General features: G+C 58.3%; 20 protein-coding genes and 2 pseudogenes. 8 read left to right on the top strand and 14 right to left on the bottom strand.

All coding sequences use genetic code 11. The features are described from left to right. The 6 genes from NE851_RS27745 to NE851_RS27720 form a co-directional block, all read right to left on the bottom strand. On the bottom strand, positions 1–3,003 hold the full coding sequence (locus NE851_RS27745; protein WP_254959247.1) for a trifunctional glycosyltransferase/class I SAM-dependent methyltransferase/polysaccharide deacetylase: 3,003 nt from the start codon (positions 3,001–3,003) through the stop codon (positions 1–3). After that, a complete protein-coding gene (locus NE851_RS27740) occupies positions 2,997–4,217 on the bottom strand; it encodes a glycosyltransferase family 2 protein (RefSeq protein ID WP_254962457.1) in 1,221 nt (406 codons plus the stop codon). Before NE851_RS27740 ends, NE851_RS27745 begins: the two co-directional genes overlap by 7 nt. 31 nt (positions 4,218–4,248) lie before the next feature. Continuing rightward, entirely contained in the window at positions 4,249–5,205 is a 957-nt protein-coding gene (locus tag NE851_RS27735) for an NAD-dependent epimerase/dehydratase family protein (protein WP_168332807.1), read from the bottom strand. Between the two features lie 944 nt (positions 5,206–6,149). Then, positions 6,150–6,968 (bottom strand): DUF1236 domain-containing protein, encoded by an 819-nt coding sequence (locus NE851_RS27730; RefSeq protein ID WP_254959243.1) that lies wholly within the window; start codon positions 6,966–6,968, stop codon positions 6,150–6,152. A 99-nt stretch (positions 6,969–7,067) separates the two neighbouring features. Then, positions 7,068–7,463, bottom strand: a complete 396-nt coding sequence (locus NE851_RS27725; RefSeq protein ID WP_168332805.1) for a DUF1236 domain-containing protein — start codon at positions 7,461–7,463, stop codon at positions 7,068–7,070. Positions 7,464–7,600: 137 nt separating this feature from the next. Further along, positions 7,601–7,873, bottom strand: coding sequence for a BON domain-containing protein (locus tag NE851_RS27720; protein ID WP_047611806.1), 273 nt, complete (start codon positions 7,871–7,873; stop codon positions 7,601–7,603). 244 nt (positions 7,874–8,117) lie between these two features. On the opposite strand from NE851_RS27720, the gene NE851_RS27715 reads away from it, so the two are divergent. Next, a complete protein-coding gene (locus NE851_RS27715) occupies positions 8,118–8,393 on the top strand; it encodes a DUF982 domain-containing protein (RefSeq protein WP_047611492.1) in 276 nt (91 codons plus the stop codon). Between the two features lie 77 nt (positions 8,394–8,470). On the opposite strand, the gene NE851_RS27710 is transcribed toward NE851_RS27715, so the two are convergent. Continuing rightward, entirely contained in the window at positions 8,471–8,851 is a 381-nt protein-coding gene (locus NE851_RS27710; protein WP_047614378.1) for a hypothetical protein, read from the bottom strand. Positions 8,852–8,998: 147 nt separating this feature from the next. After that, positions 8,999–10,375 carry a peptidoglycan L,D-endopeptidase MepK gene (locus NE851_RS27705; protein ID WP_254959238.1) on the bottom strand — a complete coding sequence of 459 codons (1,377 nt, stop codon included), beginning with the start codon at positions 10,373–10,375 and terminating at the stop codon, positions 8,999–9,001. A gap of 413 nt (positions 10,376–10,788) precedes the next feature. Here NE851_RS27705 and NE851_RS27700 point away from each other — a divergent pair, with 413 nt between their 5' ends. Beyond that, positions 10,789–11,727 carry a sialate O-acetylesterase gene (locus NE851_RS27700; RefSeq protein ID WP_254962455.1) on the top strand — a complete coding sequence of 313 codons (939 nt, stop codon included), beginning with the start codon at positions 10,789–10,791 and terminating at the stop codon, positions 11,725–11,727. 74 nt (positions 11,728–11,801) lie between these two features. Here NE851_RS27700 and NE851_RS27695 read toward each other — a convergent pair whose 3' ends face one another. Together NE851_RS27695 and NE851_RS27685 are read right to left on the bottom strand one after the other, a co-directional pair. Then, complete coding sequence (locus NE851_RS27695; RefSeq protein ID WP_047614374.1) at positions 11,802–12,128, bottom strand: hypothetical protein; 327 nt, start codon at positions 12,126–12,128, stop codon at positions 11,802–11,804. A 1,072-nt stretch (positions 12,129–13,200) separates the two neighbouring features. Then, a complete protein-coding gene (locus NE851_RS27685) occupies positions 13,201–15,183 on the bottom strand; it encodes a bifunctional AfsR/SARP family transcriptional regulator/alpha/beta hydrolase (RefSeq protein ID WP_254962454.1) in 1,983 nt (660 codons plus the stop codon). A 209-nt stretch (positions 15,184–15,392) separates the two neighbouring features. On the opposite strand from NE851_RS27685, the gene NE851_RS27680 reads away from it, so the two are divergent. From NE851_RS27680 to NE851_RS35465, 3 genes and pseudogenes are all read left to right on the top strand, one after another. Continuing rightward, the gene (locus NE851_RS27680) at positions 15,393–15,629 is read left to right on the top strand and encodes a hypothetical protein (RefSeq protein WP_183903275.1); all 237 of its coding nucleotides are present in this window, start codon (positions 15,393–15,395) and stop codon (positions 15,627–15,629) included. An 875-nt stretch (positions 15,630–16,504) separates the two neighbouring features. Beyond that, positions 16,505–16,954 carry a hypothetical protein gene (locus NE851_RS27670; RefSeq protein WP_254962453.1) on the top strand — a complete coding sequence of 150 codons (450 nt, stop codon included), beginning with the start codon at positions 16,505–16,507 and terminating at the stop codon, positions 16,952–16,954. Between the two features lie 67 nt (positions 16,955–17,021). Further along, a pseudogene (locus NE851_RS35465) lies at positions 17,022–17,135 on the top strand (transposase domain-containing protein); the annotation flags it as partial. A 438-nt stretch (positions 17,136–17,573) separates the two neighbouring features. On the opposite strand, the pseudogene NE851_RS27660 reads toward NE851_RS35465, so the two are convergent. The 4 genes and pseudogenes from NE851_RS27660 to NE851_RS27645 form a co-directional block, all read right to left on the bottom strand. Beyond that, positions 17,574–18,545: pseudogene (locus tag NE851_RS27660) on the bottom strand (leucine--tRNA ligase); the annotation flags it as partial. A 110-nt stretch (positions 18,546–18,655) separates the two neighbouring features. Continuing rightward, positions 18,656–19,075: a PIN-like domain-containing protein gene (locus NE851_RS27655; protein ID WP_254959232.1), complete on the bottom strand. Its 420-nt coding sequence runs from the start codon at positions 19,073–19,075 to the stop codon at positions 18,656–18,658. After that, positions 19,072–19,788: a hypothetical protein gene (locus tag NE851_RS27650; protein WP_254959230.1), complete on the bottom strand. Its 717-nt coding sequence runs from the start codon at positions 19,786–19,788 to the stop codon at positions 19,072–19,074. Before NE851_RS27650 ends, NE851_RS27655 begins: the two co-directional genes overlap by 4 nt. A 280-nt stretch (positions 19,789–20,068) precedes the next feature. Further along, entirely contained in the window at positions 20,069–20,824 is a 756-nt protein-coding gene (locus tag NE851_RS27645) for a hypothetical protein (protein ID WP_254959228.1), read from the bottom strand. A 77-nt stretch (positions 20,825–20,901) separates the two neighbouring features. Here NE851_RS27645 and NE851_RS27640 point away from each other — a divergent pair, with 77 nt between their 5' ends. From NE851_RS27640 to NE851_RS27630, 3 genes are all read left to right on the top strand, one after another. Next, positions 20,902–21,183: a hypothetical protein gene (locus tag NE851_RS27640; RefSeq protein ID WP_254959226.1), complete on the top strand. Its 282-nt coding sequence runs from the start codon at positions 20,902–20,904 to the stop codon at positions 21,181–21,183. 226 nt (positions 21,184–21,409) lie between these two features. Next, positions 21,410–22,599, top strand: a protein-coding gene (locus tag NE851_RS27635) for an IS3 family transposase (RefSeq protein WP_254959223.1) whose coding sequence is annotated in 2 segments (ribosomal slippage) — positions 21,410–21,659 and positions 21,659–22,599 — 1,191 coding nt in all. Because the reading frame shifts where the segments join, the coding sequence is not laid out codon by codon here. A gap of 350 nt (positions 22,600–22,949) precedes the next feature. After that, the gene (locus NE851_RS27630; RefSeq protein ID WP_254959221.1) at positions 22,950–23,366 is read left to right on the top strand and encodes a c-type cytochrome; all 417 of its coding nucleotides are present in this window, start codon (positions 22,950–22,952) and stop codon (positions 23,364–23,366) included. Positions 23,367–23,376: the final 10 nt, after the last annotated feature.

Below are 23,376 nucleotides of genomic sequence, written 5' to 3'. Positions count from 1 at the left end.
TCATCCGATAAAGGCTCCCGGCAGGCCCATAAGCTCAGGGAAGGCTTCGAGCGGATGATCGCCTCGCACTTCGAGGCGCGGCAGACCGAAGATATTGTCGGAAAAGCCGGCCTTGTCATGCCGTGTCGTGAAGCCGACCCTGTAGCCGGCGATCGCCAGAATGCCCGGGGCCCGGAAGTCCGTCGCGCCATAGGGCAGCGCGATGGATGCCGCGGAGATGCCCAGCCGGCTCTGCAGCGCATTGCGCGACAGCACGGCTTCGCCGAGCAGAGCTTGGTTGTCCAGCGCACTTGCCGGTGTGTGGGATGCGAGATGGGAGCCGAAGCTGATGCCCTTTTGGTGCAGTTCCTGAATCTGCGACCACACCATCAGCGGTGCAGGCTCTCCATAGGCCGAGTCCCAGTCCGACCGGCCGCCGACTTTGTCGGTCACGACGAATACCTCGGCGCTGAAACCATTTTCGGCAAGGATCGGGAAGGCTTCCGTCAGGAAATCCAAATAGGCGTCGTCGAAGGTCAGCATGACCGGCCGGCCCTGGATCGGCTTGCCGCTGCGCAAAAGCTCCGCCAGGGTCTGTGCCGTCACGGTGTAATAACCCTGGCGCCGAAGGAACTGCATCTGTTTGCGGAAAATCTCCGGCGAGGTGCGGAAGCGCCGGAGTGCGGCGGGGCCATCCCTTGCGATCCGGTGATACATCAGGACGGGAACCGAGGTCGTGACCTCCGTCGTCCATGCCGCCTCTCGGTCGATGCCATCGGGCCCCCAGATGATGTGTTTTGCCACATCCGCATCCAATGGTATTCCATGCCCCTCGATGCGCAGGAGAGCGTCGGCAACCGGGCCTTTTCGGAACCGGTGGATGGCATAGAGTTCGGTCTCGATCGTCTCTTCCAGGGTCAGCCCAGGTTGCGCGGCCAGAACCTGCCGGATCGTCCCGACACCGAAAGGATTGCCCCAGTCGAAACCCGTCCGGGTGGGCTCGTCGCGGCGGATATGCGCATGGGCGGTGATGAGGTAGCCGTTCGGCTTCAGCGCCGCCGCCATCTTCCGGCAGGCAGCCGCGAGCATCTCCTCATCCTTCATGTAATACAGCACTTCGGAGCAGACGATGAGATCTTGCTCGGGCGGAAGATCCTGTCTGACGAAATCGAGAACGCGAAGCTCGATATTGCGATGGTCGCGGCACCGCTCCACCGCCCTGTCGATCGCTCGCTGGGAAATATCCGTCGCCGTCAGCCGGGCGACCTTTTGCGCCAGCTTTTCGGTGAAGATCCCCTCGGCGCAGGCGAGCTCCAGCGCCTTTTCGATCCCTTCCGGGATCAGGCTCAGCGTCTGGGCATATTTCACCTGCTCGTAGACCGAGACGTAGTTCCACGGATCCGGTCGTTCGAAGATATGCTCCCAGTATTCCTCCTCCGAGTGAACGGCAGGAGCTGCCTTTTCTTCCTCTGGGCGCGGCCCGGAGGGGTTTAGGGGGCGTGGCTCCGGGTCGCGCTGGAGGGTCCGCAGGCTGTCGGCGAGCCGCGCATCATTGTCATCGCTGTCGCTTGGCACAGAGGCAAGAAGCGCCTTGCGCCCAAGGCCCACCATCAGTCTTTCCAGGCGGCCGCGCCGCCGGCCGTGCCGGATGATGATCCCGCCGAAGGCTCGGTATCCGCGCAGCGCTTCCCTCGTCCAGGAACTGATATAGGCAAGCGTCGGCGGCGTCTGGAGATGCTCGCCTGCCTGCATCTCCTGCATGATCAGCCGGATCTGCGCCCGGATCGAAAGATCGCCCCAGAGCGGCCCGACAAAGGTGCCGACATGCTGCCCGCCTGAGAAAGCGTGCATGATGAGCGTATCGGCCTGCTCGGCCTTGGCGAGCCTGGAAAGCGCGCCTAGCTCGACACTGACCACCTGGACATTGCAAAGTGTGAAGGATCGCAGGAGATCCGCGGCGGATATTTCCCAGGCGGCGGCCTCAATGATCTTGCGGCCGGTGCCGGGGAAGGAATGACGCTGGATCAGCTGGGTGAGCAAAAGGAAAGTCGGCAACCATTGATCGAGCGCATCGACGAGATCGTCGGTGTCATTGGTGAACAATCCCGTCCGCAAGCCGTGCAGGATCACGCCGGCAAAAAAGCTTTCGTAGCCCGCCGCATCGGGCATATCGGGCAGCAGTGCGGTCAGGGCTGCTACATCCAAGCTCGGGTCGCGCTTGGCCGCGATGACCCAGGCGAGCATGCGCAGCTGGCTGATGGCGGGCGTGATCCAGCCTGTCTCCGGCCTCTCGGCCGACAAGCCCTGTTGCCTCAGCAGCGCTTGCGCCTTCGTCGTCACGCTAATGGCGTCACGCACCATCTTGACCGGATCGCCGGACAGCGAGCCCGCCTTCATGCGATAGAAAGCCAGGCACGTGTCGAGCCGACGAAATTCTGCGCCCGCAAAGGCCATGCGCATCCAGAGATCCCAGTCCTCGCCGGTCTGTAGGGTCTCATCCATGCCTCCCAGCCGCTCGAAAAGGCTTTTGGGAAAGACAACCGTATGGATGGCGAGCGCGCAGAAGGAGGAGAACTCGCGCTTGGCGACATCGCCCGCCAGGATGGGGGCTGCTTCCGCCTGCAGCAGCCGGCCGTCCGGGGCGACTCTGCGGTAGGCGCAATAGGCGATAACAGGCGTGGAGGCATCCTCTGCCACAGGCAGCATGCTTTCAATGAAGGTCGGATCCAGCCAGTCGTCGGCATCCAGCATGCAGAGCAGGGGCGCCGCCGCCAGGCGTGCGGCATGATTTCGCGCCGCGGCCGCACCGGCATTCGGCTGGCGGGCGAGCAGAATGCGGCTGTCTTTTCTTGCGATGGCCTCGAGAACCTCCCGGGTCCGGTCGGTTGAGCCGTCATCGACGACGACGGCCTGCCAGTTCGAGCGCGTCTGTTGCTGCAGGCTGGCAAGACATTCGGCAAGCGTATCGTCTGCATTATAGGCAGGAATGAGGAATGAGATCTCAGGCGTCGCAGCGCTCACCATGCAGGCATCTTCCATCGCCGCAAAACATAGAAAGCGCCATTCACGCTGCCGAGCATCTCCTGCTTCAGGAAGAAGTCGTTCGATGTCGCGCCTTTGCGAAGTCGTTTGCGGAGCCTTCCGGCATAGTATTTCGGAAAGGAGATGAGGATGCGCCTGAGATTGCCGTTATGTCCGGTGTTCTGATACTGCACCAGCAGAGCTGCGACATGGCCGCTCATATATTGGTGGATCTGCTTGGCCAGCCCTTTCATGTCCTTGCGGTGAAAGTGCCAGGCCACAGCCGTCGGCTCGTAGCGGCAGACGTGGCCGTGATGGAGCAGCCGGTTCCAGTATTCGGAATCGCCCGAGCAGCCGGCCGCGCCCATGTCGAGACGGACATCGAACAGGCCGATCTCGTCGAAGACCTTGCGGCGGAAGGCCTGGCTTGCGCCGGCGCCGATCGTCCAGACCGGAGCGCCGTAACGCGTGTCCCTGGTATAGAAATCCTGATTGAAATCCTGCCTGAGATAACCTCGGCCGAAACTCCAATGCTTTTCGAAGATGAACTGTGCCGGCGTTGCCAGTTCTCCGGGAAGGACCAATCCCGTCACGCAGGCGATCTCAGGCAGATCGAAAGCCTTCATCAGGTTCTCCAGCCATCGCTGGTGGAGAACGACGTCGTCGTCGGTAAAGGCGACGAATTCGGTTCTCGCCGCCCGAACCGCCGCATTGCGGGCATAATCCAACCCGACCCGGTCTTCACGGACATAGGTGGCGCCCGCTTCTTCCACGACGCGGCGCGTCGCATCGCCTGTTGAGGCATTGTCGACCACGATGATCTCGACGGGCTCAAGCGACTGTTCGGGGATCGAGGCCAGGCACCGGCGCAGTTCCTCCGGCCGGTCCTTGGTGCAGATCAGAATGCTGACGTCGCGGTTGCGCACAGGGATTTGCGCGACGTGACGCGCATGCTCTAGCGTCTCGGGTCGCACGACACGCTCGGCGAGTGCCGCCGCCGTCTCGGGCCTTTCGATATAGGCTTGTCCAACGGGAAGACCATCCGACAGAAAGACCACGAGCCCATCGGAGACCAGGGGCGAAGCCGCATCGAGGTGAGAGGTGGCGAGATCAAGATAGTCGATCGGTACGGGAAAACTTATATCCTTCAGATCGGACGGAATGGGTTCTCTCATCGTCACTCTCTCAATCGCCCCGTGAATATACGCCAACTGCAGCCGGGGCGCGAGTCTCGAAAGTCATCATGGTTTATTCTGCCGCGTGCGCCTTCATTTGGCTCCTGAACCAATCGAGCGTCTTCGCCACGCCCTGTTCGTAGGTGATTTTGCACGACCACTCGGGCATGACATAATGCGCGTTGGTCAAGTCCGGCCGTCTATTCGTGGGGTCCTGCGGCGGTGACGGCTCGAAGACGATCGGCACGCCGCCGACGAGTCTGGAGACATATTGCGCGACCTCCAGAACCGAAATCTCGCGATCGTTGCCGACGTTTAGAGGCCCCTTGTAGTCGGTTTGATTGATCCAGAAATAGCGCGCGAAACCGTCGACAATGTCGTCGACATAACCCCAGCTGCGTGACTGCAGGCCGTCGCCGAACACGGTAATCGGGCGGCCCGAAAGCGCCTGGGTGATGAAGTTGGAGACCGCGCGGCCATCGTCGAAGCGTGTCCGCGGACCGTAGATATTGAAGGGGCGGACGACTTTGACATCGAGCCCCTGCGTGCGCTGCATCTCGAACAGCAGCGACTCCGTGCACCTTTTGCTCTCGTCATAGGACGAGCGCGGACCGGTGCAGTCGACCTGACCCTTATAGGATTCCGGCTGCGGTGACACCAGAGGATCGCCATAGACTTCGGAAGAAGAGGTGAAACCGAAACGTCCGCCCTTCTTCAGCAAGTCGAGCAACCGGAATGCCCCGAGAAGATTGGCGGAGATCGTCCTCTTCGGCTCCTTCATGTACCACGGGGGCGATGCGGGGGATGCAAGGTGATAGATTTCGTCGAATTTATCCGAGGTCTGCAGCGTCTCGACGTCGGATTTCACGAAGTGGAAACGGGGATCCCGGATGTGCGCGATATTTTCGAAAAGCCCGGTCCAGAGGTTGTCGACAACGACGAGCTTCTCGATATCCGTTCTAAGCAAAAGTCGATCACACAAGTGGGATCCGATGAAGCCAGCCCCGCCAGAAATCAATACGCTTTTCATTGCTTCGTGCCTCGTGACTTGAAATTAAGGTAGTTGTTTATTAGCATCACCTGTAATGCATGACAATTCTTTAGGAGAGTTCTAAGAATTACTCGCTTATTAATGTTAATTATTAGAAGTACCTACTTTAAAGTGTTGTTGCCAATGCCGTGCTCGATAATGAGCAGCCGGATACTTCACGACCTGCCCGCTCTCGACGATCCGTTCCATGAGACGGCCGCCGCCATTTGCGGTTCGATCGAAGGAATCGGCATGGCATCGAGAGCCTCTCCGACGAGTTCCGAATCGAGAGAGCCGAGGTTGCCTCATCGAAAAGCATATGGCTCGGTGGAAACGCGGCGGCATCCCTGATGTGTGCTGTGTTTTCGAAAGCTCCGGTGCAAAGATAGTTAACTACAACCGGTTTCTGGGTATCATCGTCCAAGTAGAACTCGTCATATAAATGCGATCCAATGAATCCGAACCCGTTTATCACATCATCTCGCTTCGTTACTTGATAATATATTATTGTTATTACAGTGATCGAAAGTTTAGTATGGGCACGAAGTCCGGGGGTGGATGGGACTTTGGTCTGAGTTTTCCCTGCGCGGAAACGGTCCTCATCTATACACCTGCGGGTCTTTTCAGGCGCAGAGATAATGCGCTAAGGCATTGAATCAACCTCATTGTTCCCGAAAATCGTTTTCGATTTTTGGCGATGTATGAGCGCTGCCTGTCAGATGGGTTTTTAGGAGTCTCTAAAAAATACTAAAGCATGTCGTGCAAAGATGCGCAGCGGTTTTGCGCTAAAGGCGATGGTTGCATCACCGCCTGCCTGCACCGCTCATGACAAGCTTCTGGTGCCTGGTGCCGGTGATGGCGCCTGGCCTCCGGCATCGGCTGAAAGGAACATCCCTATGTCCGTGCCGGCGGCGCAAAGACGCCGCCGGCAGCGTCTGCTTCGTTTAGGCCCCGATGATGTAGACGATCGTCAGTGCATTGGGCTCGACGATAACGATCCGACCGTCCGCAAGGATGAAGAAGCGGTAGCCTTCATATTGCGGAACGATCTTCACGATGCGCGTCGGCAACAGTTCAAGCCGGACCTTCTTCGGGATCTTCGTTCCGACGGAGACGGTGAAATCGACTTCCTTCACCGGCGCGACATGCACCTCTTTCACCACCGTTCGAATTTCGGTCTGCTGCTCGACGGAGATGTTGACGTTGGTTTCGGACGTGCTCTTGTTCGTCGTCGTCGCGTTCTGGTCGGCCGGCTGCTTCGACGCATCACCGCTCTTGGTGGCGCTGCCGCTGTCCGTGCCTTCCGCCGGCTCGGCATTTGGCGTGCTGCTCTTCGAGGTGGCGGTGCCGCTGCCATCCGTGGTGCCGGACTTGCCGGCTGGCTTCTGTTCGGTCGTGCCACTGCCGCTGGCGTCTTGAGATCCGGACTTGGTTTCGGTCGAAGCCTTGCCGGATGCACTTCCGCTCTTTGCATTATCGTTTGCAGGCTGCTCGGCGCTCTTCTGCATGTCGGAACCCTGGCTGGATTTCTGCTGCGTCGACTGGCCCTTGCCTTGCGGGCAGGCTCCCGAAGCGTCGGTGGTGCAGTCGGTGCCCGTCTTGCCGGCGCCGGGTTGCGAACCGGCGTCCGTGCCCGTCTGAGAGCCGGATTGCGTCTGGCCGCTGCTCTTGGTGTCCTGCTGGGCTGTGGCCGGCAGTGTTGCAAGTGGTGATACGCCAAGTGACAGCGCCGCCAGGATCATGGTGAAATGGTTGCTTTTCATAATCAACTCCGAGGATTCGGGCACGCCATGCCGCCCGCATTCTCATGCGTCGTATCCGTGCCCTGTTGGTTGGAAGGGGCGGCCGCAGCCGCCCGTCGGTCACTGGATGACCTGGATGACCTTCCGGGAGGAAGGTTCGACGATCACACGCTGATCGTTGACGATCGCGTATGCATATTTCGGATCGTCGCGAATTGGCGTCACCACGACGGTCTCCGGCAGAGGTTGCCCGACGACGACCTTCTCCTTCACGACGATGCGTTCGGCCGGAGCCGGAGCCTGCTGAACATAGGTCACCACCTTCTGCGGCGGCGGATCGATGACGCTGCCTGCCACGCCGCCGACGATGCCGCCGACGGCAGCACCGACCGGGCCGCCGACAATCGCGCCCGTTGCAGCACCGCCCGCCGCGCCTGTGACTGTCGATGACTGTGCAAAGGCAGATGTCGATGCCAACAGAACGCTGGCGGCAATTCCTACTGCTTTGATATTCATTCGTTTTCCTCCTTCGTGCGGTTGGTTCCGCTGGAGAGCAAACCTGAAAATGGAGGAAGTGTTCCCGGGCCGGGACTTCATCCCGGGCTGGCCCGGACTATGGTCCTAGAGCCTCTAGCCCGGTCGGACAGTGCCCGTCACTGCGTCGGGAACCGGCTTAACATCCGATCCTGGACGTTCGCCGGGCCGACGATCATCGCTGCCAGCGAGGTGGCTTTTTCCCGGTCTTCAGGTTTTGTTATATAGCCTTCGAGCAGCACGACAGGGCCGAGCATCCTGATCTCTATGGAACTGCTGTCGAGATCCGGATCGGCGGAAAGAGCTGCTTCGATTGTTGCGATGGTCGATGCAGAACTATGGCCTTGCGGACAGCTCTCTTCATGGCTGTGGTTTTCGGGGCCGAACTTCATATACTCCTCCTGTTCCGCCCCCTCCACGGACCTTACGTTGCCTCAAGCCAATATATGAGCAGCGGGTCCTAAGGCCGCCAGTCCGACTTAGGTCCGGCTTTCCCTGGGCGCCTTCTGGGCTAGATTCTCCTCATCCTTGTTGAAAGGACATCAGGGAGGTTCGGTCGTTGTAGCTGAACTCCAGTCAGAACCTCCCTGGTGAAGCATCAGGTGCCGATCGGCGCTAGATAAAAGGCGGTTATCCATGCAAAAGATCGGCATAGTGGATTGGCGCAGGAGCGAAGACTTCGCGCCTGTGATGCTTGTCATCGGCGGCAAGCCCAGGCTGGTTCGATCTCTCCATGAGGTCGCCGACGCCCTTATTGCCGCCTGGCCGACAGACGACGGCAAGGAATATATTGCAGCCATAAAAACATGCCTGGATGCCATCCAGGGCAATATTCCGGCCACGGTAGCCCGCGCAGCACTCATTCACGCTGCGGAAGAAGCCGGAATTCGCGTCATCGCGGTCGTTCACTGAGATTTCTGTAGGCAGTTTTCTTATGCCGACGGCATGGAGAATCTGTATTCCCGACCTTGAGCCGGCGATAGCGACCGCTATTTCAAACCCTGCATCGAAGCTTTGAGCTTGATCGCCATGTTGATCTGACCGCGAACCGAGAGGAAACCGTCACGATTATTGCCGCGTTGCATATCGACGTTATTGGTCACTCCTGTGATTTTGCAATCCTCCGCGATCGTCTCCACGACAACCGAACAGTTCCTCGACGCAATGTCGTAGAGCGACTTCTGGGCCTTTTGCACCTGCTCGTCCAGCGGAGCGCTCTGATCAAAAGGTAGCGACAGCGAAATACTCGACTGAACGGAGACATAGCCCTCGGGCATCATCCCATTTCGGGGTAGAGCAGTTTGACCAAACGCACCGGATGCGGCGAGGGTTAGGACGGCAACGGCGGCGCAAAAACGGATAGCGATCATCAAATCCTCCATGATCCGCTATCTCTATCCTGGGGCGATTAACTTCGGCTGAGATATTTACTTAAAATTGTGCTCGTTGCTGACATTGCGCGCGGCGTTATGCCGGTGATCGGCGTCGTCTAGCGCATCAAGCCTTGATGATTGCGGTCAGCCCTCCGGGGGCGACGCAAAGCGGCTGGCATCGAACAGGTCTGTGGCGGCGACCGGAGTGATGTCCTGACCTGAGGTCGCGGCATCGACCTCACGATGAACCGTGCGGGGGGAAACGCGAGGCGCGTTCAATTCCATCACCTCGCCGGGAGAATGCAGCGCCCATTTCATCAGCGCCGCCTCGGACGTCGATTGAAAGAAACTTGCTTCTTCCCAGGAAGCGGTCATCGGCAGGGAGGCGATCATATCAGCGCCCTGCTTGGAGGCCTGGTGTGCAACACGGAGAGGTTCGAAGCGCGCATAGCCCGGCAATGCAGGCGCCGGCCTGTCCGGAAGCACTTCAATTGGGCCGATCGATGCCGTCTCCAGTTTGTCATCCACATCGGCGTCGTGTTCGGGGGTGGCCGGCCGCATCGCCGGTATCGGAATCGGCAAAGATGAAACTTCTGGAGCGGACCGTTTGTCATCCCGCTCGACCGCGCCGGTCTGCAGCGCCAGCGCGTTCAATGCCCGGCTTCGGGGCGTAGGCAGAAGCGCCGTCACGAGGTTGTTATCTCCAGTGTCGCCGCTCGGTCTGGTCGATGCGCCCACCTCTTCGTCTTCGCCAGCGGTGCTGGCGATCTGGATCGCGGCGGGGCCGCCGCGCTTCCTGTAGTTCGCAACCGCCTGATTGTATCCCGGCAGCGGCCGGCCATCGGCCGGGAGATGCATCGTCTGCCCGTTCGGGAATAGTCGGGCGAGTTCCTGCCGGGACATGCGGGGCCAGGCCCTGACATTGCCGACGTCGAGATGCACGAAGGGCGATCCCGAGGTCGGATAATATCCGACGCCGCCGCCCTGCATCTGCATGGCCAGCGCCCGCAGCGTCGAAAGCTTCACGCCGGGAACGTAGAAATCCATCGCCTTGCCCAGCATATGCTGGCTCTTCTTGGCGACGCCCGTGCTGCGCGAGCGGTTGCGGAGCATGTTGTTGGTGGTGGGCGAACGATAGGCGGAGACGATATGGATATAGTCCTTGCCGCCGCTGCGCTTATACACCTCCCAGACCAGGTCGAGCAGCCGCGGATCCATCCGGGTCGGCTCGTTCCTTCGCCAGTCGCGCAGAAACCGATTGATCTGGGCAAGCCCCTTCGGATCGAACTTTCCGTCGCGCTTATAGGTGATCGTGGCCCGCTCGCCGGTATGGGTAAAGAACAGCTTCAGGGCCCGATCTTCCGCCGAGGCAAAGGATGCCGAGCCGACAAATGCCGGCAGCGCAAACACAGCCGGCAGAATGGTCTGCGCGACCAACCGCTGCGCACGCGACAGGAGCGTGGCAATTCCGCCCAAGCCTGCGCCCGATAATCCTTGCACTGGATACTTCAACACGAACAATCCCGCCTACACCAAACACTCGACGACGTGCGGGAACCTCCGCATCCATCACGCTCAGTAAAGCCAGCTTATGGTCAACAAATTGCTAACAAGCGTAACCGGTGCTCCGCTCCCACGGTGTCCTCGCCGCCCCAATCCGCCTTTCTATGGACGAGCAACGGGAGTTTTCTCCATAGCAGGCACGATCTCTCACCCAACCGGATTATTGAAATCACCGGTCCGGTCTATATTTGAGCAGGTTTCGGCGACTCTACGGAAATAGTCGTCGATTGGGCTCGATCTTCGCGACGAACGCTCTTTTAAAGATCATGCCCGAAGCAAGCGGATGTGGCTGGTGTAAAGGAACCTTCATGGCTGGCAGCCTTGATCGGTCCGACGCTCCATGTCATCGGATGATGTTTGAAGGCAACGGCATGCGCAAAACAATGGCAGTCGGCCTTACCGCCTTGATCGCCATGTACTTTCTCGGCGGCATGAGCGCGAGACATGAGACCTTTCCTTGGCCACAACTTTCCGCGATGAGGAAAATGGTTGGCGGAGAGAAGGCGACTGCTCCAAGCCGTTATACGTTCGACGACAAGGAACGACTCATCGGGGATGAATCCAAAACGCTTGTGACCTGCCCGACTCAAACTGACCGAACTGCTGTCTTACTCATTCTTGGCCAATCGAACGCGGCCAACGACAGTGGACAACGGTACAGGTCAAATTATGGCGCTCGCGTTGTAAACGCCTTTGACAAACGGTGCTTCATCGCCGTGTCGCCACTTCTTGGATCGACCGATACCAAGGGAGAGTATTGGACGCTTCTTGGGAACAATTTGATCACATCGGGACAAAATGACAGCGTCATCCTCGCACCTCTTGCATATTCCGGATCTGAGGTCGCACGATGGGCGAAAGGCGGTGACCTCAATCCTGTGCTGGTCGATACAATGAAACAGCTTCAGGATTCCGGTTATCGGATAACGAGCGTTCTCTGGATGCAAGGAGAGGCGGACCTCGTTATCGGCACCACTGCGGAGGCCTATCAGAAACATTTCATGTCGATGGTTGACACATTGCGTCAGCACGGCGTCGAAGCACCGGTTTACATTTCGATCGCATCGAAATGCCTCGAACCGAGCAACGGCGGCTTCAAGGAGCATATTCCGGACAACGCGATAGTACGGGCGCAACTGGCCCTATCAAGAAGCGGCCCCGGTATCCGAGAGGGCGTCAATTCCGATGCGTTGCTCGATGGAGAAGACCGCTACGACGATTGCCATATCGGGGGCACAGGCGCGGAGAAACTGTCGCGGGCCTGGCTGAACCTTCTGCGCGGCGATGGCCGACTGGAAACCTCGCGATAATCTTCCCAGAACCGGTTTTCGCGCCTTAGCGAGCTTCAGCTTCGGGCTCTGAAAGCTGAACAAACTCTATGTCCTCAGAAGTTTGGACTATTCTCGTGGCCCTCCAACTCAGGGCACCCCCTGATGTTGCCGAAACCGATCGTTCGCCGGTCGCCGGATTCATCCAGACCTCTGAGCACGATGATATTCTCATCCTGCTGTATAATCTCGCTACGATAGATACCGGCCCGAATCGCCCGGTTTTTCGCTTGGCTTATATTGCATTGCCCGGGCGGCGGAGTGACATGCCAGTATCTCGTACCTTGCCCATCCGAATGCCATCCGCCGGAAGCAGCGAATCCCGACAGACTGGATAGCAGTATGCCAGATGCCAATATCACGCTGCCTAAAACCAGTTTCATGTCATCTCCGTAAGCCGCGGCAGGGCTTGTCTTCGTTCTGCTTGTTCTGTTTTTCAACGGACAACCGGGTGTCCCATGACGTCGCAGCCACATTAAGTGGCTCGCGCTAACACTGTGCTAACGCCGGTTTCGGCGGCAATTTGCGGATATTGGCACGGGTTGCGCCGGCATTGCTCGCCGAGGATCAAAAAGGAGCCCCGCCGAAACGCGGCTATTTGTGGAAAGGACGGACCGCACAGGAAGGAAGGGAAGCGGACAACCCCAGTTATGGGGCGCCTGTGCGATCCTTGTGCTCTAACAGTAGATAGCCCGAAAAGTTCCTTAAGGTTCCTGACCAATTAATGGCTCCGAACCGGCAGGAGAGGGCGGATCGCGAAGATTGCAAGGGGTGTGCTGCTGGAGACAGGAGACTCCTCTGCGCGATCCGCTCCGAGCCAAGTAACACTTTTGTATGACAACAGTTCCGGTGCAATTCTGCACGGTAATAGTATTGTCGACGTCAAGAGACCTGCTAATGCCAAAAAAAGGACCCCGCTTCTGAGCGGGGCTAAGGTTGAGGTGGGCCGAACAGCTAAATGTCGTGTGGCTGTTGTATAACAAATCTCCGCACGGCCCGAAGGTATTACGATCAACGGAGCAAATTGTTCCGCGCCGACAGATTTTTTTAATCAGTCGCACCATTCGTTCCGCCGCTTCGCGCTCCACGTCCTGGCGAAGTCATCCTTTAGCAGCTTCTTGTCGACTTCAGGCCGTGCTCGGCCAGCAGTCTTTCAGCCAAAGGTCGCTTCCCGCAGCCATATAGAGGCATCGGATTTTCTCTGAAACCTGAGCCCTAGGCACAAGTGTGATTCATCGAGCTGGAAATAATTTCCGAAAACGAAAATTCGCGCGTCATCCGAGGTGGTTTTCATCCAGGAAAGAAGCTCAAACCTGACGGGTTGACGGTGTACTCGAAAGGCCGAAGGCTCGTGAGGAAAATCGCTTTCGTTCCAGGCTCACGATTCTGCCGCCGCCGTGCACCCTGACCAGAGGTAGTTCTGTGATTGCATTGCTGGCCTGGGACGGCCGACATTTATGACTTCGGCGCTGCCCCAATGGAGAAGTACGGCCAGGGCCCGGGGATTCCGGGCAGATCAAGCTGTCCACGTAGATCAAAGGAGAGGTTTGCACCGATAACGAGATCGCGCACGGTGCGGGACGCGATAATATCGCCCGGTCCCGCGCAGTCGGCAAATCCTGCGGCAAGCCGCAGGACCGGACCCGCATAGAGGCCGCCTTGCCGTTCGCATTCGCCGATGTGAATGGCTGCGCGAACATCCAGGCCGAAGTGATGCAGGCGGCCGCGAAGATCGAATGCACAAGTGATCGCCTGGCTGGGCTGCCGGAACGCGGCGACAAGTCCGGATTCCCGCAAGTCGATCACATCGCCGTCGGCGGCGCGAAGCTGTCGAATAGCATCGTCCTGCCAATCTTTCGCCCGACCGGAGAATGCGCCTTGAACATCCACGTGCAAGACCGTCAGCAGGGCGCTCTCGGTCGGGGCGAGCGGGGCGGAAACTAGGAACCGCTGGATTTGGTCCATCAGCCGATCGGAGTCGGCTCCCCAGATGATATGGTCATCGCCGGGCAGCTCGACATATATCGCGCCGGGAATGCGGCTTGCCAGATAGCGCCCTTCTTCGGGCTTGACCCAGCGGTCGCCGGTTCGATGGGTGATCAGGGTTGGAACTCGGATCGCTGGAAGGATATCGCACGCGTCTATCTCGACGCTCCAGCGCCACAGGGAGATCGCATCGGCGGGGGATGCCGAATTGCGCAGGTAGCCCGCAAACCATTCGCGTTCTACCATATTGTCGGTGAGGCTCGGGGCCGCCCGTCTAAGGTCCAACGGGCGACCCCACTCCCGCTCGATGGCAAGCAGTTCCTCTTCTAACTCCTCTCGGGTACGCCCCCAGGGGTAGTCCGGTGACCACAGACCCCGCGCATAGGCTCCGTGTAGTATGAGGGCAGCCGTGCGTTCGGGATAGCTTGCGGCGAACAGCATGCACATGACGCCGCCTTCCGAGCTGCCGAACAGGACCGTCTTTTGCGATCCGACCGCATCCAGCACGGCACGAACATCCTGCATGCGCTGTTCGAGCGTCGGAAAGCCGGTGCCACGATCCGAAAGGCCCGTGCCGCGCTTGTCGATGCGGATGAGGCGACAGAAGGAACCGAGACGGTGCAGAACGCCTGACAGTCTCGGCGAGTCCCAAGCGTAGTCGAGATTAGAAACCCAGCCTTGCACATAAACGACGTCGAAGGGGCCGTCGCCCGTCACCTGGTAAGCGATGTTGACCCCGTCCGATTTCACGTAGCGGGTTTGAGGACGGGCCTCGAACGACGCTCCTTCCTCTGGTGGTCGCCCGGCCGCTGCCGCCATGCGGCGCGATAGCAAGTCTCGGTAGAGCGCGCGGGTTTCGGGCTCGGGCTGCACGCCGAGCTGCTTGCGCAACGTATCGGCGCAACTCTGGTATTGTGCGAGGGCGAGGTTGAAACGTCCCTTCGCCGCATAGGCGCGCATCAGCGTGCGGTGCACATCTTCCCGAAGCGGCTCCAGCGTGAGCAGCCGTGTTGCGGCGGGGATGGAAGCGCCCGGTTCATTCCCCCCGATGTGGCAAGTGATGAGCTTTTCCAGGGCGGCAACGGCGGTGATCCGTAGCCGTTCCCTTTCGGTGCGAAGCCACTCTTCGAACGCCTCTTCCGCAAGGTTGAAACCTTCGAGGAGCTCCCCGGTATAGAGAGCGATCGCCTGTTCGAGGTGCTCGCTCGCGGAGCCGGCAGCCAAGGCCTCAAACCGCCTGACGTCGAGATCCGCGTCGCCGAGATCGAGCGCCACCCGGTCGCCTTCGATCCGGAACCATTCCCGTCCGGTCGCCCGCAGCGCTCGCCGCAGGACGGACAAGGTTTGCCGCAAGTTCGCGCGGGCCTGCTCTTCTCCCGTCCCGCCCCACAGCAAGGCGGCCAGGTTTTCGCGCGATTGGGACTGTCCGGCCTGGAGCGCCAGATAGGCCACCAAGGCACGCGCCTTGCGCGTAGATGCTGGCGACCCCGCGGCAAGGCCCGCGCAGTCGAACCCACCCAGCAGGGAGAGGAAAGGGCGCTTCCTCGAATCCGCCATAGCCATCGCTTTTACGAATCCATCACATCCGACCACACATCCCTTTGACGGGGATGGAGGATCGTTGCGGACGGCGCCGCACGTCGAAGTTGGAGGGTAGTGCAATGAGCTTCATCCGTAAAGGCGAAGAAGGCATGCTAGAGGCAGTCGAGGGGCGGGTCCGTTGGCGCGCGCGACTGCACGATCTATGGGTTGCCGCCATAAATCCGGTCGTTCCTTGGCACCGGCTGAACGAACATCTCTTGCGCGATATCGGCAAGAGCGCTGCCGATGCCGAGCGGGAGGCCTGCATCAGAAGTTTTGGCTCGTCCCGCCGTTTTCGTTTTCCAGATCGCGAATAGGCCCGCTTTGGCAACCGGTTCTAGTTGTGGTTACCGGGGGGCGCGCCTCGCGGCTTGCGGGGCAATTTCGACTGGCTGTGTCGCACCTACTATATCGGCCGCTTCCGGTTTGCGTCCGAATGGTCAACATCCGCAAAGCTCACATCTAGCGATAGATATGCCAGATCGGGCTGAACGCAAAACTCGCACCCCATGTGGTCCGAGCGCCTCTTCTTCCACACAGCTGGTAGTTTCTCAGGGGAATGGAGTCCTTGCGATTAATCGTTATCCGAAGAGAGCACGGCGAAGATGCCGTTGACGCGAGACCGGACGTCGAGCGCTACCCTATTGCCCGCCCAGTTTCCAACTGTCCCCAGACGGACAGGCTACGCCGTTGAAGCGCGTCAAGCCGTCGAGCGATTGCCGACTGGTTACAAAACCGCGACACCCGTCCGGCCCATCGTTACTGGCATCGATCTGTTCGATAACGCCCGCGCTGCCCGTCGATGGGTTGGCCCAAGCAAGCGCAGTTGCACCGACAGCACCGCGACCGACTGTATCTGCGATCACCGCTTGATCGGTCAACGGCGTCTGGTGCTGGATTGCTGACAGGGCGAGGGGAGTCTCAAGCGGCTCGATATGAGAGCACGCCGCCAAGGCTGCGATGCTCATTGCCGAGATGAAGTGCTTTGGAGTCATCGCTCGGATAAAGCGCTTTGCCTGTTGTGTTTCAAGTTACGAATAGTTCACATTCTGGCGAGGTCTGAAGAAAACGAGGTCGCGTTTCAACCGTTCGCTACGATTACCGTGATGACCACGTCTCCGTTGCTCGCCCAAGCGACACCCAGTAGTCTCGCCTTCTCATCGACATATCGACAGTGGCGCGCATCGATTCCATGGCAATTCTCTTCAAAACAACAATCAGCGAAAACACCGCATTCGAGATGATCGAACGATCACTGTCAGGCGTTTACCAATGTGACGGTTATCTCAATGTCGTTAGCGATGCGGGCGAGACGGCATTGTCGTGGGGTCCGGCAATGCATGCCGAAGAGTTCAAGGCAGAAGTCAGCCAAATCCTGCGGCAGACTTGGGATGCTGCCCGCTTCTGGGTCATTTATGAGCGCCGCGAAGACCGGAAGGATCCAGAAGGGACTGACATCCGTAACGCGGCTTTCCGCCTGACGCGCGGATACAGCGGCGTTATCGTTGTTACGCTCAGCCTCCTCGGGAAGCGTGACAGCGCCAACGACCTGGAACTCGTCTTCGTCTGCTTCGAGCAGGATTTTCACAGGAGGAATTTTCGCGTGCGCTACGAGGGTAAGCCGATACCAAACCCGGACTGATGTTGAGCGAGGACGTGGTGTTCACGCGCGCGACCCGTTCTACGTTCGATTTGAAGACGAGGGCAAGGCACGAGAACTGGCGACCATCGCTTCGCTCATCGAGACCGGCAAACTCAATGCCGTCGATCCGCAGACCTATCTCACCGCCACACTCACTGCCATAGATAAGCTATTGCCGTGGAAGGAAATCACAGACTTCGACTTTGACGACGGCCCGCTTAAGATGCGTTGGAACTGGCAACACCATCGCACGCAGGATGCTCCGACAGAGTACCTATGCCCATGATTAATCGGGAGGTTGGCCGCCCGCGAACCGTCGGTGCCGAGGGTTAAGGGGGGGATTCCCGAAAACGAGTTTGAAAAGGGTGCTCCGGATCAGGGGCAGACACCCTTTTCGTGCTGAGTTTTGCAGTCTCAGCGGAACGGAAATTAGCAGAGAGATTGCTGTCTACCATCGGACCGAAGTCCGACTCACTCGCAATAATTCGTCGATGTCAGCAGCCGGGGTGACACCATCAATTGAGTTGCATTGTGCCTCTACGTCAGGGTTGTGGCGGACGCTTCGAGGGTCAACGTGCTTACAAAAAAATCAGGTGCAGGAAGGATTGCGCAGGGCCTACTTCGACATCTTCTCGACCTGGCGCTCGACCTCGATTTCTCCGACATACCAGCGGCCGTCGCGCTCAGCCGCATCCTCGGGCCGATAGTACCTCCCAGTCGCATCCTTGTAGCTGAAGGCCAGGATCATTCCCTGGTTAAACAGCTTGCGGAACGGCTCGTTGGACGTCACGACGCCGATGTCGAACAGGACTTTGTGCCAGAAGCGCGCGTACAGCAGATGCAGCACCGCATGCTCGGCTCCTCCCACGTAGAGATCGACGGGCAGCCAGTATTTCTCCTTCTCGGGATCGATCGGCGCAGTCACGTTCCAAGGATCGGCAAAGCGCAGGTAATACCAGCACGATCCCGCCCATTGTGGCATCGTGTTGGTTTCCCGCAGAGCGTCCATGCCGGACTTCGGATCCGTCGTCCGAACCCAATCGCCCGCCCGTGCCAGCGGCGGCTCCCCGTCTGGCGTTGGCCTATACTCGTTGAGTTCGGGAGGCAGCAGTGGCAGGGCGTCCTCCGGCAGGGGCACGATACTGCCGTCGGCGGCATACAGGATAGGAAAGGGTTCCCCCCAATATCTCTGCCGCGAGAACAGCCAGTCGCGCAGCTTGTATTCGATGCGCTCCACACCGACGCCCTGCTCGGTCATCCATGAGATCGCTGCTGTTCTCGCCGTTTTCGTCTCCATGCCATCCATGAAGCCGGAGTTGACCATCAAGCCTTCCCTAGTCCACGCAGCGGGCGGCACATCGCCGGAGGGGAAGCCAGATGCCGACAGGACTTCGACGATCGGCAGCCCGAACTCCTGCGCGAAATTGCGGTCGCGGTCGTCATGGGCGGGAACGGCCATGATTGCTCCGGTGCCGTAGTTCATCAGTACGTAGTCGGCGACCCACACCGGAATCCGCGAGCCATTCGCCGGGTTGATCGCATAGGCTCCGGTGAAGACTCCGCTTTTCGACTGGGCTTGCGACTTCTCTATCGCGCTCATTACCGCCGCGCGGGCGAAGGACCTGTTGGAGCGATCGTGCTGGCAGTGTTGTTTGATCGAATTCGGAATTTTTGGACAGAGAGATCACATGGCGATTTCGCTTACATTGGAAGAGCGCGCATTTTTGTCCCTCTGTTGATCGGCACCTCGTGCATTGAAGGCGCCGCAAGCAAACGAGTGATCTGCAACATCTCAGGCCATCGCCAGATCAGTGTCGAGGCCACGTGGTTCATTGGGGTTTTCTGATAGGCAGGAGCCAATATGAAACCATGCAGCCCAGCCGATCTTAACGCCGCACGTTCCGCCGGGTTCTTGAGGACACGGCCATCGCCTGAAATGAAAATCCATTCGTCGTTGGAACGGCGCAAGAAATCAATCCACTCCACATCTTTCGAGTGGCGGCCATTTGGGAGGCCAGATAGATCGCGAATGTGAGCTGCGTTATGGCCGTCGTGATGAATGAACCCGTGCAAGGTGCTGGCAAGAATCGGAGACGTGCAGTTGTCGAAGAAGACGTTCACGCCGCTAGCCGCTGCTCCATGATGGCTTCGAATTCCACCGCGTGCCGGACAGAAGCCTCGCTGACGTCGTATGCCTTCGCCGCACCACGAATACTGCCCTCTTGCTCCGCAGCCGCTGCCAACACAGCGGTTGGCACACTTGAGGCGGCGTCGATCGGCTGTCCGAATGAGCGTGCCGGGTCCACGATGACGTTGAGCCGCCGTCCGCCCGGCCACCAGGTAAGCGGGGTTCCATCGGAGCCGAAATCGACAGTTTTCAGGATCGGATCAAGAATGCCATTGAATACGAACTGGCGTCGAAAGAGGTTCAGTAGGTGCTCACGCTGTTCGCCGTCCTCGTCCTTCTGGATGATGTGAAGGAAGATTTCACGACCATCAGTGCGAAAACGGTTTGTCGATAGCGGCCGATCCTGTTCGATCACTTCTTTGGCTGTGTCGATCGCCGCACGTACCTTAATTGCCGACACGCCAGCCGCGATGAACGCGTCAGCAACGCGCGCCTCCATAAGATCGCGAAAACCGAGGAAAATACGCTCGTCTCCGAGCGAGATTTCCGGTGTCCATAAAGGCGGATAGAACTTATTTCCAATTCGGTGGCCGCGCAGCCATCGCGACAGCTTGCCGGGCGATATGCCCAGCAGCCTGCCAGCTTCCGCAGGGGTGTAAAGGCCGACACCGATCAAGTTCTCTGTTTCCATGGCGCTATAGTCCATTCAGTTGATTCTCTGTCAACGCCTTTAGAAGAGGGATGTTCGTGCGTTTGGTTGTATGGGTTACGTTTCGTTGTTGCCGCGAGTTGCTAACGAGCACGCGTACCGCTGACCGGCATCCCGTACGCTGCATCAAAGTCGCCGTTCACATGATCTCCGCGCTGTCAGCAGATTGCCGCATCTTCCCGACGGGCTCGGCACCGGCGCTACCGATATCGACGCCAGCATAGAAATGCAGGTCGTAGCCGGCGGCGAAGGTGTCAGCGCTTCAAACTCTTTACTTTTAGCCCCCCGCATTTTCGGTGATAGCTATATCCACTTCCTCATGGAAGGAGTTGTTGCCACCAATGCCCAAGGTCTCTTCCCTGAGCGCATGCGAAAAGGAAATAGTGCCGCCTGCACCTATCGTAGCCGTGAATTCAAAATGCATTTTCTGATATTGAACGTAAGACGGCGCGAGTTTTGTGTCTTCGAGGATTTGCCCAAGTCTCTCCGCAATCCCCAATGGCTGCCCTACGCCCACTGTGCCTTCGCGTGAGTTTGCGGTATATCCAGAAGCGCGACAGGCTTTGTAAAGATCACCCTTGACCAAACCATATGTCTGATCGACCTGAACTGGCTCACTAATAATATCTTTGAAGGAGACCGTTCGGGCCGCCTCGTTGTATTGCTCTTGGCTTCCTGTGAAACCAAGGCCGGGAAAGTCAGAAGCACCGCCGTTGAATTTCCGGTAATATGGGTCTTTTGCGGACTGTCTGCTGCCGCCAAAGATCGCTGCCTCTGCCGCGTCAGACTGATCGTGCAAGACGATTGTCGCCACGTACTTTGGCATATTGAAATATAGCATTGTGCTTTTGTAGTTTGAGCTGGCCTGTTTCGCCGCAACAGATGTTACGGCATCTGCCAACTCGCACTTTATTCGAGCCATGACCTTGGCTCGCGGAAATTCTTTGTCGCCCCGCTTATGCGGTAGTTCCGCGCAGCCACAAACAGCCGTCGCGGTCGCGCAAAATAACGCCACCACCACTTTCGAATTCATTTGTGTTTGCCCCTCTTACAACTTTGGATTATAGTAAATAGAAACTTTAACACGTCAACATGCTTGTGGAGAGTGGCGTGAAATATCAGACGTTTGTACTTAATGCGGCCTGTCTTGTTTTAATCTGCACTTTCGCAGCCCCATTGGCAGCGCAGCCGAAAGTACCCGAGCGAAGAGATTGCGCGGCTGAGATGACGGCTAAAGGTTATACGGGGGAAAAGCTTTTTGACGAAACTTATAAATGCGAAAGTCAGGGGACCTCGCCAAACCGAGCGCCAACGACCTCGACGCGCGGAACGATACCCAATGATGCGACTCTGAAACGCTTGCAGGATACGGTGAACGACAATACGCGTTGAAGCATACGACGGGTGAGCCAGCTCAGTGCCCAATGGTTTACTACCTTCACCGCTTCAGATTCGCTGCTAGCCCTGATATCTCACACTCCGATTTGGATTTGTCTGGCGAGCATTTTCTGGCGCTTCGTGGGCGATGGCGGTGTTTGCGGGGCATTGCGGCGCTGACCTTGCCCCGTTGAAATAATCCATTTTGAAGTAAGCTCTGGCCCATTGAGAGGACCAGGGAATGAAGCGCAATCGTTTCACAGACGAACAGATCATCGGCATTCTGAAGGAGCACGAGGCTGGCACGCCGGTCTCAGAGCTTTGCCGCAAGCACGGCGTCAGCGATGCCAGCATTTATAAATGGAAGGCCAAATTCGGCGGCATGGACGTATCCGAAGCCAAGCGTCTGAAGACGCTGGAAGACGAGAACACGAAGCTGAAACGGCTCCTGGCAGATGCGATGCTGGACAATGCGGCTTTGAAAGACCTTTTGGGAAAGAAGTGGTGACGCCCGCAGCAAGGCGGAAAGCTGTCGCTCATCTGATGGATCACCACCAGATGAGCGAACGGCGGGCGTGTAAAGCCATCGGCTTATGCCGGATGACGATCCGTTACAAAACCAGGCGCAGCGACGACCATGACCTTCGCGAGCGGATGAAGGCGCTGGCGCATGAACGCCGCCGCTTTGGATGTCGACGCCTTCGTGTGCTGCTCAGACGCGAAGGCCACCTCGTGAACCACAAGCGGCTCTTCCGGCTCTATCGGGAAGAGAAGCTGACGGTGCGAAAGCGTGGCGGTCGGAAACGAGCGATAGGCACACGAGCACCGATGCTGATCCCGCTTGCCGCCAATGATCGCTGGTCACTGGACTTCGTGTCGGACCAACTCACCGATGGTCGCAGGTTCCGGGTGCTTACGGTCGTCGACGATTGCACTAGGGAATGCCTGGGCCTCGTCGCCGATACGTCCCTTTCCGGCCTGCGGGTTGCCCGTGAGCTGGACCGGATCATCGAGGGGCGAGGCAAGCCGAAGATGATCGTCTGCGACAATGGCAGCGAGTTCACAAGCAACGCGATCCTGCAATGGACGGATCGGACCAAAGTGGAATGGCACTACATCGCACCAGGCAAACCGATTCAGAATGCCTTCATCGAGAGCTTCAATGGGCGGCTGCGAGATGAGTTCCTGAATGAAACTCTCTTCTCGTCACTGACCCATGCTCGATCAGCGCTTTCAAACTGGCGCAGCGATTACAACGATCATCGACCACACTCTGGACTCGGCTGGCTGACACCTGCCGAGTTCGCTCAGACCATCAATCCGCGACGTGATGCGGTGCTGCGCAGCCGGAATGGCTCCGCACCGCAACCCGCCGCTACCGTCCCGAATACAGCAATCCAAAACCGCTGGAGCGAACTCAAAACTGGATAAAACTTGGGGGCAAGGTCACTTCGCCCGTGATCATCGTAGGAAGTGTTGTCCAGACATTAGTCGCGTCCGCATCCCAGGCGTTATCGACCAGTTCGTTCAGTGCAACTTCGCTCGAGCGGTAGGTCTCGCCTAGAAGATGGGTGAGGCGCGTGTTGACCGAGAAATGTGCGTTAGAAATGCGGCGAGTAAGCGAACCTCACTTTCGGCGCCTGAGTGCGGTGTGCACCACGCAAGGCTGTTTTATGCTAAATTATCAATCAGTCATGAATTGCATTTGTTTCGCTATATGGTAGAGTGTCGCTTCTGTGTAGCGCAACTATAAGTGTTGGCGGCAAAGGAGATTTGTCGGCATGCAAAACTCCAATAGCATACGGGCGCTCGTCCGCGTCGCGGTGGCCTCATTTTTCATTTCCACGTCTATGCCCCTGTCGGATTTACATGCCCAAGACGCAGACGAAACTGCCTTTTTGAACAACTGTTCCGCCTGCCATTCACTTGAAGATGGCACGCATAAATTTGGTCCGTCTCTGCACGGAATCGTTGGTCGGACCGCCGGTACTGTTGCTGGGTTCGCCTCGTCAAAGTCCTACGTCGAGGCAGGGCAGAACGGCGTTATTTGGGACAGTACGAATTTGGATGTTTTCCTTGAAAGACCGCTGCTGTTTCTTGGTCAACATGCGCCTGCACCAATCACCAACAAAATGCCTATCCGGGTACCGAGGGCAGATACCCGAGCACTTATCATCGAATTCCTACTTCGCCAGTAATCCATAGGAG

This window comes from Rhizobium anhuiense bv. trifolii, assembly GCF_024346605.1.
Classification (GTDB): domain Bacteria; phylum Pseudomonadota; class Alphaproteobacteria; order Rhizobiales; family Rhizobiaceae; genus Rhizobium; species Rhizobium anhuiense.
The sequence above is the reverse complement of the archived record's forward strand: the minus strand, read 5'-3'. Positions and strand labels throughout refer to the sequence as shown.